Origin of the sequence: [Mycobacterium] stephanolepidis (genome assembly GCF_002356335.1) — a bacterium.
Lineage (GTDB): Bacteria > Actinomycetota > Actinomycetes > Mycobacteriales > Mycobacteriaceae > Mycobacterium > Mycobacterium stephanolepidis.
Window position 1 is genome coordinate 3,387,246 of record NZ_AP018165.1, and the last position, 12,000, is coordinate 3,399,245.

Consider the following 12,000-nt stretch of genomic DNA (forward strand, 5'->3'; position numbering starts at 1 on the left):
GTGCCGCAGGGCCAAACGCCGCTGAGAGAGCGGGAAAACGTCACCACCGTGCTCTGGGATCTTGACGGCACCCTCGTCGGCATCAAGCAGCGTCGTTTTCGGGCGCTGATGCCGCTGGTCGCGGCCTGGTCGTTTCGGGACTTGATGCCGCCGTCGCGATTCCTGCGCAAATTGCGTGATGCCTTGCCGCAAGTACGAGCAAATGCGTCATCAGATACCAACTACCACATGATGATTCAGATTCTCGCCGATTCCGCAGGAGTCGATTTCGCCGACGCCGATATGCGGATGCGCCATCTGGCTGATGTGGAATTCCCGCGCCTGCGACGCTTGTTCTATCCGGTGCCGGAGGCACAAGGTGCGGTTTCCCAGCTCGCGGGGCAAGGCATCAGGCAAGTGGTGGCAACCAACCCGCTGTGGCCGGAGTCAACCGTGACCGCCCGCCTCAGCTGGGGCGGGCTGGACCCCGCTGTGTTTCAGCACATCACCAGCGGCGAAACCATGCGCCGATCCAAACCACGTGTGGATTTCTACCGCGAGCTGCTCGATGTGCTCGGGCTCCCGGCGGACGAGTGTGTGCTGATCGGCAACGACGCGGTACAGGATTCTCCGGCGGCCGATCTCGGGATTCCCGTATTCATCCTCGGCATCACCGGCGGCTGGGCCGAACTCCCCAGCTGGCTGGGCCTCAGGGAGGCGCCATGTTCGTCGTAGTGAATCCGAGCGCCAATGGCGGCACGGCACGCAACCGCTGGCACGAGATAGAACATGCTCTGCGCGAACGGATCTCAGATATTGAGATCCAGCAAGAGGATTCGGCTTCCCAGGGAGCGGCGGCAGTCCGTGCGGCACTTGACCAAGGAGTTCGGTCCGTCATCGCCGTGGGCGGTGACGGGTCCGTAGGGCTGGCCCTGAACGCCTTGATGGACCCCGCCACCGACCGGCCCCGGAACCCGTCGATCAGGTTGGGCGCCATCGGCCTAGGCAGCAGCAATGACTTCCACAAGCCATTCGGCAACCGAATCGCAGGCGCCCCAGCCAGGATAGACACGCAGAACGCGAGGTTGGCTGACGTCGGGAAAGCCACGCTGCTGCTGCCCGATGGTCGCCGGATCGTTCGATACTTCCTCATCAACGCAAGCATGGGCCTGGTGGCCGAGGGCAACCATTCCTTCACCACCGCAGGCGGCGTGGCCAAGTGGCTCAAGCCACGCAATGTCGAAATGGCCATCGTCTACACCGCCCTGAAGAGCATTGCACGGCTACGCCCATTGCACGTCGAAATCCGTTCAGAGGGTTGGAGTGAGGACGTTCGGCTGACCAATGTCGGCGTGCTCAAGAGCCCCTACTTCGCCGGCGGCATGCGCTACGACACCGGCGTCACCAACGACGACGGCCAGTTCGACATCAACATCTGGTCTGCGGCAAGCAGGCCCGCGGTTATCAGGCTGATCGCAGGCCTATACCGAGGGAAGTTCGCCGGCTCACGTCTCGCGACCTGCCGACGTGGCCGAGTGGTCGAGATACGTCCTGAACGCCCGAGCCCTCTGGAACTCGACGGGGAAATCACTGTTGTCGAATCCGCCCGCCTGGAAGTAATCCCGAAAGCACTGCTCGTCTGTGCCTAATCAAGGAGGTTGTCATGAGTAAGACAGTTCTGATCACCGGCGCCGCGTCCGGCATGGGGCTAGCTACCGCGAAGCTGTTGTCAGCACGTGGATACGACGTGGTCGGTGCGGACCTCGCGGGCGGCGAGGGAGTCACCACCCTCGACGTGCGCGACGCCGCCTCAGTGCGCGAGTGGGTGGACGCGACCGCACGCAGCCGGGGCTCGATCGATGCGGTGGTCACCTTTGCGGGCTACGGGCTCGCCGGGGGTGTCGAAGAAACCTCGCCGGATGAGGCCACCGCGCTCCTGGACGTCAATGTGCTTGGCACGGCCCGCGTTGTCCGTGCCGCGCTGCCATGGCTGCGCGACCGTGGCGCGGGCCGCATCATCGTCGTGAGTTCCGGTGCTGCACAGGCGGCCCAACCCTTCGGCGGCTGGTACTCCGCAAGCAAGGCCGCCATCGAAAAGCTCGGTGAGGCCTTACGCATGGAGGCCGCCCCGTTCGGTGTCGATGTCTCGATCCTCACGCCGGGATGGACGCGCACCGCAATACTCTCCAAGGCGCTCAAAGTCGCCGAACCGGTTGGCGCGTACGCCGCGGCGAGTGCCGAAGTCGATCGCCGTAATGCCGGGTATCTGGCCGGCGGCCAATCGCCCGAGGTCGTGGCCGAGCAGATACTGCGAATCCTGAACGCCCGCAAAACCCGCCAGAACTACCGCGTGGGTCGAGATGTCCGGTCATCGGCACTGGCACGCCGTCTCACCCCGCAACGCACCTACGAACAGATGATCCGCAACTACTACGGAGTAGGACGTCCTGTGAGCACAACATCCCCATTCACCACACTGCCGCCGATGGTGCACCCGACGACTAAGGAGCCATTGACTCAGACGGCCGACGGCTCGCTCGCGACCGCTCGCGGCGCCATCGGCGTCAAGACCCTCGACAGCGATTTGCGACTCTACGGCGACGCTACCGCCGGCGAGTATGAAGGACGCGAATTGCCCAATGAGCGAGTGCGATTCGCGTACAAGATCTATTCGAAGGCCTACCCCATAGTCGCGACTTTGGTTTTTTGGTTTGTCTGGAACGGCAATCTGCGGAAGCTCGGCAATTTCTACGGCGGCCAAATCCGCAGTGCCGCAACCCGCGGAGCGGCATTCGTCGATATCGGGGTCGGCGACGGCAGCCTCACTAAATTCGCACTGAACACGGCAAAGGTAAAAACATTGCCGTCAATACTGTTCGTTGACCTATCCCCCGATATGCTCCAGAAGGCCGCCAAACGATTCCGCAAGTCAGACAGCGTCATCTCGCTCGTCGGCGATGTCACCACACTTGGCATAGCAGAGCGCTCCGTACAGTTCCTCGGCTGCTACGGCGCCCTGCATGTCTTCCCGGACCCGCTCGCGGCGCTAAACCATATGGCATCACTGCTGAGCGACGACGGAGAATTGTCGCTGTCCATTCTCACCAGTCCGGGCGTGCCTTGGAAGGACAAGCTCATCACACGGTTCGTCGCCACCAACACGATCACCACTAACTTCACCATCAATGAGGTGGAAGAACTGGTCGCCAAGGCCGGGCTCGAAGAAATTGAAAAAATTCTTAACGGACACCAACTCCTGCTGCGTGTGCGTCGGGCAGTATGACCCGCATGCTTCGACTAGAGAAGGTCTCACGCACCTATGTGCGCGGCGATGAGCAGGTCCATTCACTCAGCAATTTCGACTTCAGTGTGGAGCCAGGTGAATTTGTGGTGGTGACGGGACCATCGGGTGCCGGTAAGTCGACGCTGTTGCATGTGGCCGGCGGGCTCGACGCCCCCGATTCGGGCACGGTGACCTTCGAGGGCGAGGACGTATGGAAGATGAGCACCTCGGCGCGGGCGGCGTTTCGCCGCCGCAAGCTAGGGTTCGTCTTTCAGTTCTTCAACCTGGTTCCCATGCTCTCGGCGGTCGAGAATGTTTCGTTACCGCTGGTTCTTGACGGCGTGCCGGCGAAAGAGGCCGATGCCCGCGCAGCGGAGCTCCTCGAACGCATTGGCCTGGGGGACCGCGCACGGCATAAGCCGTCCGAGTTGTCAGGCGGCCAGATGCAACGGGTTACCGTTGCCCGGGCGTTGGTGGCCCGCCCCGCGTTGCTACTGGCCGACGAACCCACCGGTAACCTCGACAGCAAGTCCTCGACGGCTGTTTTGGAGCTATTGAAAAGCCTTGCCGAGCAAGAAGGCTCGGCAGTCGTGGTGGTGACCCATGACGGCGCCACCGCCGAGTTCGCTTCACGGGAGGTCAGGCTCGTGGATGGCCAGACGGCCGGCATCCCGAGCGGGGATCGCTGATGCGTCTTCCCACTGGCGGGGCGGTTCGGTTCAAACGGGTTCATCTCATGGCCCTGCTCTATGACTGGCGACGCACGATTCTGGCCGTGGTGGGCGTCGCGCTCGGAGTGACGCTGGTCCTCGGCATGGCGCAGCTGCGCAATGAGGTGGTAAAACCCTTCGACTCCTTCGGCCCGGCCCTCACCCAGGCCGCGAAGGGGCGGGTCATCCAAGTGACACCTCAGGTGAGTGGTCGCCTGCCAGAGGCGTTGGTAGCGCGCTTGCAACAAGAGCTGCCCGACGTCCAAGCCGTCGTCCCATTCGTCGCCGGGCTGACCCCGGTTGAGATCCGCGGCGAACGACATGGCTTCTTTGTGATGGGCGCGCCCTGTGAGATCGAGCTGCTTGTCGGCCCATTCCAATGTGAGGAGCGGGCACGTACCGAACGGCCCGCCGACGGTCCCGGCACACCGTTTGAGATACCCAAGACGGTGGCCGATCGTCTCGCTCTCACCCTGGGCGATGAGGTCCGCTTGCCCGGCAGGCTGCCTGGCTCGGCGCATCTGGGCTGGACCTTCCCTGAGTATGAACGCGTGCAAAGCATTAATGGCGGCAATGTGCTGCTGGCCCCGTCGGCCGCTCACGCGGCAGATCTGCTCGGCGGGAAGGGATTCGTGACGGCCGCATTCGTCATCGAGAAACCCGGCGCCGACATCGAGCCGGATATCCAGCGGATCGTCGGGGATATCGCGACAACCGGGCCGCCGAAACCGCAGATGCCAGTTCTTTACGCCACCGCCAAACAAACACTCGATCTGACCGCCTTCAGCGGCATCCTGATAGGGATACTGATCGCGGTCAACACCATCCTGTTGGGAATCGAAGAACGCCGTTCAGTGATGGGCACGATCGGCGCGATCGGCGCCAAACCTCGGTCCATCTTCTTCGGCTTCCTCGGCGAGGGGGCAATCCTGGGTGCGGTCGGCGGCCTGGTAGCAGTGCCCAGCGGGTTCTTGTTGGGCTCCTTCCTCGTCGACCGATTCGGACGCTCGATGCTCGCTGGGTCCGGCGGCGAGATCTCCAACACGTGGACCCCCAGCCTGATCGCTCTCGGCGTTGGTGCCGGAGTGCTCTGCGGTGTGCTCGCCATCTTCTGGCCGGCCCTGCGGCTGGTCCGCGAGGGCCCGCTGCAGTCGATGTCAGCGTTCGGGGCCGACCGCCGCGTCCGACGGGTTTCATTCTTGCCCTTGATAATCGGCGTCATCTTGATTCTTGGTGCGGTCCTTCTGATGTTGGCGTTCAACCGAGGACAGGTTCCGCTCAAGGTCGGCAGCAACGGGCTCTTCCTAGGTCTCTTGGGTCTTACCGCACTGATGGTGTGGCTGACACCTCCCGCTGCCAGATTGCTGATCCGGCTTATCGAGAGGCCGAGGCCCGACATTGGCCGGTTGGTGCGTGCCGACGTACAGCGCTATGCCGTGCTGTTCGCCACCACGGTCGCGGTACTGACGGTCGGCACCAGCCTGGCGATCGGCTCACAGAGCGTCCAGTTGCTCGCCGCTGACCAACTTGGCGCACAAAAGGCACAACGCCTGCCAGACGCGTTGGTCATCGCGCCTCAGGCGCTGCTCGATCAACGCCAGACCCAAATCGCACCCAATGTGTACGCGGCTATACGAGAGATTGCTGGCCGGCGCGAAATCGACTCGCGCTGGCGTGCGTTAATCCCCTCCGCGTCCGACCCACGCGTCGTCCTCGGTGTTACGCCTGGGAGTTGGTACGCCACTCAATTCGCTGCGCCCACAAACAATGCGGCAGCCTTCTGGCGTGGACTGTCTGCCGGCGAAGTAGCCCTGAGCACAGTGGCAGCGGGCCGTCTCGGCGCCACCGCGGGCGATACCATCGAGCTGCCGAGTGTCGCCGGCCATCACAAGTACCGTGTGGCGGGAGTTTTCGAACCTAAGATCATCAACGACTCGACTCTAGGCGATATTGTGCTCGTCTCAGAGAAACTGGCACAAAGCGATTGGGCCGCAGTACGTGAACAGGTAGTAGTGCGGTACCAGTCGGCCGCCGAGGCGAGTGCGCACCGATCCGACTTCCTGGCGCTTGGCGCCGGCTTGTCGCTCTACGACGATGACGGCTGGAACGATGCCGGCAAGTCCGCCATCACGCGGTTCTTCGCACCGTTCACCGTGTCCGGCTACGTGATGATGTTCACGGCAGGTATCAGCGTGCTGAACGTGTTCTTGCTCGGCTTGGTACAGCGCCGCCGAGAGCGCGCGGTACTGCGCGCAATAGGGACTACCACCCGACGCGAACAGGCCGTCGTCATTGCGCAGGGGTTGGTACTGGCGGTCTTGGCCGCAGGGTTCGCCGTACTTGGCGGCCTGGGTCTCATCTATCTGCAGGCGTTGGCTTCGCCGGTTTTCTACGGATTCCAATTATCCTGGGGCGTAACGGCATATCCGCTGGTGGTCGGCACACTCGGCGTCGCCGCGCTCGTAGCCGCCGCCATCGCCTACCCCGTCCTACAAGCCAGCCGATTGGAGACCTCTGAGGTTCTCCAGAGCGACTAGCGACCCGCGGCGCCAGACGAGAGGAATACCTGATGAAGGTGCATCACCTTAACTGCGGGACGATGGCCGGAGCAGTCGATCACTGCTTGCTCGTTGAGCTGCCCGAGGGAGAATTACTGTTGGTAGACAGCGGATTCGGACTCGACTGTATCCGCCGGCCTGAGCTGTTGGGGTGGACACGCCACCTCATCCGCCCTGTATTGCGGGAATCCGAGACTGCGATCCGGCAAATCACCGCGCTCGGGTATGACCCAAAAGACGTCCGCAATATCGTGTTGACACACCTGGACTATGACCACACGGGCGGCCTTGCAGACTTCCCCTGGGCAACGGTCCACATACACGGTCCCGAGTACCGGGCCGGCGCCCAGCCCACCACATTCGAACGCCTCCGCTATCGGTCCGAACAGCTGTGGGCGCACGGACCGCGATGGCAGGTCAATGAACTTGGAGAGAGCGGCGACCGGTGGTTCGGATTCCGGGCAGTCCGTGACCTGCCCGGACTGCCGCCGACGATTCTAGTAATCCCGTTGGCGGGTCATACCCGTGGCCACGTCGGCGTGGCGGTCGACACCGGGACGGGTTGGCTCCTGCACGCCGGAGACTCTTACGTTGTCCCACATGCCGTTTCAGGCGGACTGACCGGCCTCGCCGGCCGTGGCTTGAATCTGCTGTATGGCCACCCAAGCCTGCCGTATGCCCAGCTAGTGAACACGAATCGGCTCGCTGACATCGTCGCACACCACCATGATGAGGTCACCGTATTCTGCAGTCACGATGAGACGGCATTCGTTAAGCTCGCGCAAGCCGTTTCCGCCTAATGGAGTTACCATTCGATTCCAGTGCCGGCGTGCAGATCATTCGCACATACACGCAGGAGCTGGCTCGGTGGTGCTGTTTAGCGTCAGTGCAGCAGCAAGTACGCGTGCGCCGTGCGGGTCCATAGGGTCGATGTCGGTTATGTCTCGGATTCGACCCAAGCGGTACGTCAACGTATTTGGGTGTATGAAAAGTTCTGCGGCAGCGGCTTTTCGGGCCGATCCATGCCGAAGGTGCACTTTCAAAGCCTCGAGAAGCATGGGGTGACGCTGTAGTGGCACTACGCATTGCGCGAGGAGGTCGCGCGCCGGGCTAGGACGGGTGATCTGGTACTCCAGCAGGACATCTTCCAGTTGATAGAGCCCCGGGACCCTACCTACTTGCCTTGCAAGACGGGCAATTTCAGTGGCTTCAGCCGCGGCTGCGGGAATCGCCGACGGCTGAGTCGAGGGACGGGTCGCAGCGTAGATGGGCACCCCCAATCGCTCGCTGAGTGCGGCCACAATTGCGGCGTCGGCGCCGTGCGCGGCACCAGATATGTTCATCGCCGAAGGGAGGAGGACGATTCCACTGCACCCGTCAAACGTGTTAAGGACAAGATTTGGCCCAAAGTCGTAGAGGATGCGCTGCGCATACCGCATCCTGCGCCAAGTAGTCAGCTGGTCCTGAGCTGATTGCGGCCCGGCCCTGCTGTCCACATGCACGGCGATCACATTGTAGTGGTCGCAAAGGTCAAGGTTGCCCTCGCGGGCAACGTTCATCGCGTTGGCTTTGCCGGAAACCAACGCGGCGCATAACCTTCCTGACCATCTGCGTTCAACGTATCCCCCGGCAGTCGAATTCTGATATGCCTCGGAAACCATCACAGTGACGGTGCCCGCCAGCTCCGCGAGATACATTCCGAGCGAGGCTAATGATGCGGCGTCGCTATCCGATGAGTACTCCGCGACAAACTCCCATAACCGACGGATACCACCATGCATTGCGGTGATCAAGAATGGCAGCGGAATCTCGCCTTCAGTGCTGAGTTCAACGAGCGGTGTCATGAACATGGACACTTCAGAACGGCTTAGCAAGCGGCCTGAGGCAAACGCACTGAGCAGGGAGGTAATCGCCTGCTTGAGGATTGGGCCAATTTCGTCTTCGAAGTATTCGGCGGATATGTCACCGCGCCAGGGCACAGACTCCACCCCTGCCGCCAACACGCCTGACGTCACTTCACTGAGTCGGGACATGAGCGCCTTCACAACACGCGAGTCCGCCTGGATCGTCGATGGACGACTATCAGTAGTCCCCGGTGGTCGATGACGGGCATCCACGCCTTACCCCTGTGAGAATTTCGCAACTCTTGTGTTTCTCATCAACGGAGATAAGAACTATCGCTCGCTGATCGTGATCCGAACCCCTATTCACGTTGTGAAGCACACCGGAAACAGAGTCCGACAAGAGACCAAGTTACCCCAGAGTAACAAGCTCATCAGCGTTACCAGAAAAGCGCTCCATTTTATCTGGGCGCTTGACCCGGACCGGGCCCAACAGGCGTTGAGTACCAGCTATGCCCCGTCTACCGTCAAGCGTGACAGCGGAACTCGATGACATAGGCGAGCAACAGATCATAAGTGGCTGCGGTGATCGTCCAACAGGCGAGGCTCTTCCTCCACACCTCCGACACCATCCGCATCCGAAAAAGGCAGCCAGAATCGTTGGACCGCATGACTATTCGTTGCCCGGCGAGCCTCGATGCGAAGGCCTCGAACCACTCTGAACAGCCATCGGCGGCAGTAGCACTGTCGATGGCTTGCGACCCTCAAGCCGCGGTAACCATGCTCAGTATCCGAGCTGCGCACCGCTACCTTGTGCACCCGCCGTCCCGAGCCACCAACCAGGCGTTGCCAACCCATCAAAGCAAGCAGGTAGACGGAGCCGCAGGCGGAACGCCAACCCAGTAGGCGAGCGCACCACTGATGATGGACCGAAGCCACGCTCGGGTTTGACGATCCGTCTCAGTCGTAGCGTTCGACGATTTGAATCGATCTACCATCAGGCGACTTCTTTCTACCGCTAGTCGATTTCATGCCAGGTGTGTCGCGCGATCGCAAGTACACCGACAACTCGAACAGGCTTCGACCGCATGCCTTCTGGCGAGTCGTCTTTGCAGATGGTCAATCCGAGCACCAGTTACTACGGATGGATCGTCGCCAAGGGTGGTGCGGTACAGCTTGCGCGCGCACGACGACCCCACCGACCTGGCGGCAATTAGTGCATCTCAGCGCCGACCGCGCTCGGTTCGACCCTGCTTACGGGCGACCTTACCCGCAGTGGCGCGGGCGGCCTGCTTCGCCAGGGTCTTCTCTCGGGCGGAACGTTTTGGCGCCGGCTCGGCCTGCCCCCGCGATGAACCGCGTTTGCGGCCGCGCACGATGCCGATGAACTCCTCGACCAGTGCCGACTGCGCGCCCTCCGGGAAGGCAAGCGCCACTGGACAGGTGGGCGCGTCCGCGATCGGGCGGTACGTGAGGTCCTTGCGGTGATAAAGCCGCGCCAAAGACTGCGGGACGATGAGCGCTCCCAACCCCGCCGCTACGAGTTCTATTGCGTCCTCGGTGGTCTCGGGTCGATACTCCACCGGGCTGCCCGGAGCGTCGCCCCAGATCACGACATCGTCGAGTGGCACCAGCGTCGGCTCGCCATCAAGGTCCGCGGCGGTGATGGCGTCGGCAGCACTGAGATGGTGATCGGCAGGCACCACAGCCACCGTTGTCTCGTCATAGAGAGAGATCACCGCCAGCCCGGCTAGGTCGGGCGGCGGCCGCAGCAGTGCCACATCGACTGCGCCGGCCCGCACCGCGTCCGCCGCGTCGGCTGCGGCGAGCGCTCGCAACTGCAGTGGCACCTCGGGATGACGCTCTCCCCAGATCCGGGCCCACTTCGCGGGCGTCCCGCCGGGGACGTACCCGAGAGTGAGCGAGGGCGAGGTCACCGCATCAGGCTACCGATAGGCTGATGCCATGAGCAGGCCGAACGCGCAGTCCATGAAACCCGCCACCGCGGCGAAGAAGTTGGACGTGTACTTACAGGCGACCCCTGCGGAGTTCCAGGAGAACCCGATCACCCGCGCCGAGCTGGCCGCCCTACAGGCAGACCCGCCCGAGTGGCTCAAAGACCTCCGCAAGCACGGGCCGCACCCGAAGAACCTGGTGGCAGCCAAGCTGGGTGTGTCGATTTCCGGCCTCACGCGCGGGGGTGTCGAGGGCGCGCTGACCACCGAGCAGATCGATCAGTTGCTCGAGGAGAAGCCGCCGTGGCTGATCGCCGAGCGCGAGAGTTACCAAGAGGTGCTGCGCGAACAGCGACGCGTGAAGGCGCTGCGCGCGGACAAGGCCCGCTGATCCGTTGAGATGACCGGCCCGTCGGCTACTGGTTCAGCGGCAGTTGCGCGATGATCGGGCCAGTCGGCGAGGTTGAACCCCGGCCTTTCTCGACAGTGAATGCCAGTGCGGTGGAGTCGTCGAGGTGGGGTATGACCGCTGTGGTCGACGGTGCGACGGCCTGAGTATCCATGGTCCCCGCCGATTGCGGCCCGCGGTCGCCGATCAGCCACATTTGGTAAACAGTGCCCGGTTGTGGTGGTGCGACGTTGTTCATCACCAACACGGCGGTGTTTTTCTGCCGCGAGTAGACGACAGTTGCGGTACCACCGGTGGGGATGGAGCCGCTGACGGTCCGCACGTCGATTGCGGTGAAGACCTGCTGTGCGGACGGTGGCGGAGGCCGCAGGATGGTACCGATCCCAGCCGCCGCCAGCCCGATTGCGGTGGCGGCCGCAACGGCCACCAGGGGCGTTCTCCAACGGTTGATATATTTTGCCCCGGAATCTTTTTGGATGTCCCGGGCCACGATCTTGAGCAGTCGCGGACGAAGCCGAGCCGGAGGTTCGACCGCGGTACTTGCCGCCAGAGTCGCCATGGTTTCGCGTGTGGCACGCACTTCCTGGGTAAAGGAGAGCGTTTGTTCGGTCGTGCCGGCCGACAGCCACCGGTCGATGTGGTCTCGTTCATCGTCGGGCAACGCATGCAGTGCGTATGGTGTGGCGGCGGTGACGAGGTCGTTGGGTTCGGTCATGGTGTCCCCAGGCATCGGCGCAGCGCCTTGATTGCGTCACGCATACGAGACTTGATAGTTGCCAGATTAGCGGCAAGCCGTTGTGAGACTTGGTTATAAGTCAAACCGTCGTAGTAGGCCAGATGCAGGCATTGGCGTTGTGTATCCGTAAGTGTGTCGAGGCATTCGGTGACTTGCCGCTGCTCTTCGTTACGGATCACCGATTCGGTGACCTCGTCGGCGGCACGCTCGACAGTGGCGACGCCGTAGCGTGACTCGCGGTCGGCTGCGGATTGCTCCGAGCGCACGCGGTCGATGGCGCGGCGATGAGCCAAGGTCATGATCCAGGCCAGAGGCGATCCGGCGGTCGGGTCATAGCTTTGGGCCGAACGCCAGATCTGTAGGTAGATCTCTTGCGTTGTCTCCTCGCTATAGCCGGGGTCCCGTAACACCCGCAGCACCAGACCGTACACACGCGAGCGGGTGTGATCGTAGAGAGCGGCGAATGCCGCGGAATCACGGTCGGCGACATTGCGCAAGAGGGTATCCAAGTCGCCAGTCACGCCCGTGA

At 62.5% G+C, this 12,000-nt stretch carries 11 protein-coding genes; 7 read left to right on the top strand and 4 right to left on the bottom strand.

Going from position 1 to position 12,000, the window contains the following annotated elements; translation table 11 throughout:
• From MSTE_RS16770 to MSTE_RS16795, 6 genes are read left to right on the top strand one after another with little or no spacing between them, the layout of a single operon-like run.
• Positions 1-714, top strand: coding sequence for an HAD family hydrolase (locus tag MSTE_RS16770; RefSeq protein WP_157997698.1), 714 nt, complete (start codon positions 1-3; stop codon positions 712-714).
• The gene (locus MSTE_RS16775; RefSeq protein WP_096502885.1) at positions 702-1,628 is read left to right on the top strand and encodes a diacylglycerol/lipid kinase family protein; all 927 of its coding nucleotides are present in this window, start codon (positions 702-704) and stop codon (positions 1,626-1,628) included. The genes MSTE_RS16770 and MSTE_RS16775 overlap by 13 nt, the downstream gene beginning before the upstream one ends.
• Positions 1,629-1,642: 14 nt before the next feature.
• Complete coding sequence (locus MSTE_RS16780; protein ID WP_096502887.1) at positions 1,643-3,262, top strand: class I SAM-dependent methyltransferase; 1,620 nt, start codon at positions 1,643-1,645, stop codon at positions 3,260-3,262.
• A 5-nt stretch (positions 3,263-3,267) separates the two neighbouring features.
• A complete protein-coding gene (locus MSTE_RS16785) occupies positions 3,268-3,951 on the top strand; it encodes an ABC transporter ATP-binding protein (RefSeq protein WP_231896906.1) in 684 nt (227 codons plus the stop codon).
• The gene (locus MSTE_RS16790; protein WP_096502891.1) at positions 3,951-6,509 is read left to right on the top strand and encodes an ABC transporter permease; all 2,559 of its coding nucleotides are present in this window, start codon (positions 3,951-3,953) and stop codon (positions 6,507-6,509) included. Before MSTE_RS16785 ends, MSTE_RS16790 begins: the two co-directional genes overlap by 1 nt.
• A gap of 32 nt (positions 6,510-6,541) precedes the next feature.
• On the top strand, positions 6,542-7,330 hold the full coding sequence (locus tag MSTE_RS16795; protein WP_096502893.1) for an MBL fold metallo-hydrolase: 789 nt from the start codon (positions 6,542-6,544) through the stop codon (positions 7,328-7,330).
• A gap of 36 nt (positions 7,331-7,366) precedes the next feature.
• Here MSTE_RS16795 and MSTE_RS16800 read toward each other — a convergent pair whose 3' ends face one another.
• A complete protein-coding gene (locus MSTE_RS16800) occupies positions 7,367-8,563 on the bottom strand; it encodes a PucR family transcriptional regulator (RefSeq protein ID WP_157997699.1) in 1,197 nt (398 codons plus the stop codon).
• Positions 8,564-9,594: 1,031 nt separating this feature from the next.
• Positions 9,595-10,308 (bottom strand): LysR family substrate-binding domain-containing protein, encoded by a 714-nt coding sequence (locus MSTE_RS16805; RefSeq protein WP_096502897.1) that lies wholly within the window; start codon positions 10,306-10,308, stop codon positions 9,595-9,597.
• 28 nt (positions 10,309-10,336) lie between these two features.
• Here MSTE_RS16805 and MSTE_RS16810 point away from each other — a divergent pair, with 28 nt between their 5' ends.
• The gene (locus tag MSTE_RS16810; protein WP_030097092.1) at positions 10,337-10,717 is read left to right on the top strand and encodes a DUF5997 family protein; all 381 of its coding nucleotides are present in this window, start codon (positions 10,337-10,339) and stop codon (positions 10,715-10,717) included.
• A gap of 25 nt (positions 10,718-10,742) precedes the next feature.
• Here MSTE_RS16810 and MSTE_RS16815 read toward each other — a convergent pair whose 3' ends face one another.
• On the bottom strand, positions 10,743-11,450 hold the full coding sequence (locus tag MSTE_RS16815; RefSeq protein ID WP_096502899.1) for an anti-sigma factor: 708 nt from the start codon (positions 11,448-11,450) through the stop codon (positions 10,743-10,745).
• Positions 11,447-11,992 (bottom strand): sigma-70 family RNA polymerase sigma factor, encoded by a 546-nt coding sequence (locus MSTE_RS16820; RefSeq protein ID WP_096506016.1) that lies wholly within the window; start codon positions 11,990-11,992, stop codon positions 11,447-11,449. The genes MSTE_RS16815 and MSTE_RS16820 overlap by 4 nt, the downstream gene beginning before the upstream one ends.
• Positions 11,993-12,000 lie beyond the last annotated feature (8 nt).

Bases quoted from the DNA above. Each gene is read 5' to 3' on its own strand.
- MSTE_RS16775 (WP_096502885.1), top strand. From the start codon at position 702: ATGTTCGTCGTAGTGAATCCGAGCGCCAATGGCGGCACGGCACGCAAC.
- MSTE_RS16780 (WP_096502887.1), top strand. From the start codon at position 1,643: ATGAGTAAGACAGTTCTGATCACCGGCGCCGCGTCCGGCATGGGGCTA.
- MSTE_RS16785 (WP_231896906.1), top strand. From the start codon at position 3,268: ATGCTTCGACTAGAGAAGGTCTCACGCACCTATGTGCGCGGCGATGAG.
- MSTE_RS16790 (WP_096502891.1), top strand. From the start codon at position 3,951: ATGCGTCTTCCCACTGGCGGGGCGGTTCGGTTCAAACGGGTTCATCTC.
- MSTE_RS16795 (WP_096502893.1), top strand. From the start codon at position 6,542: ATGAAGGTGCATCACCTTAACTGCGGGACGATGGCCGGAGCAGTCGAT.
- MSTE_RS16800 (WP_157997699.1), bottom strand. From the start codon at position 8,563: ATGTCCCGACTCAGTGAAGTGACGTCAGGCGTGTTGGCGGCAGGGGTG.
- MSTE_RS16810 (WP_030097092.1), top strand. From the start codon at position 10,337: ATGAGCAGGCCGAACGCGCAGTCCATGAAACCCGCCACCGCGGCGAAG.
- MSTE_RS16815 (WP_096502899.1), bottom strand. From the start codon at position 11,450: ATGACCGAACCCAACGACCTCGTCACCGCCGCCACACCATACGCACTG.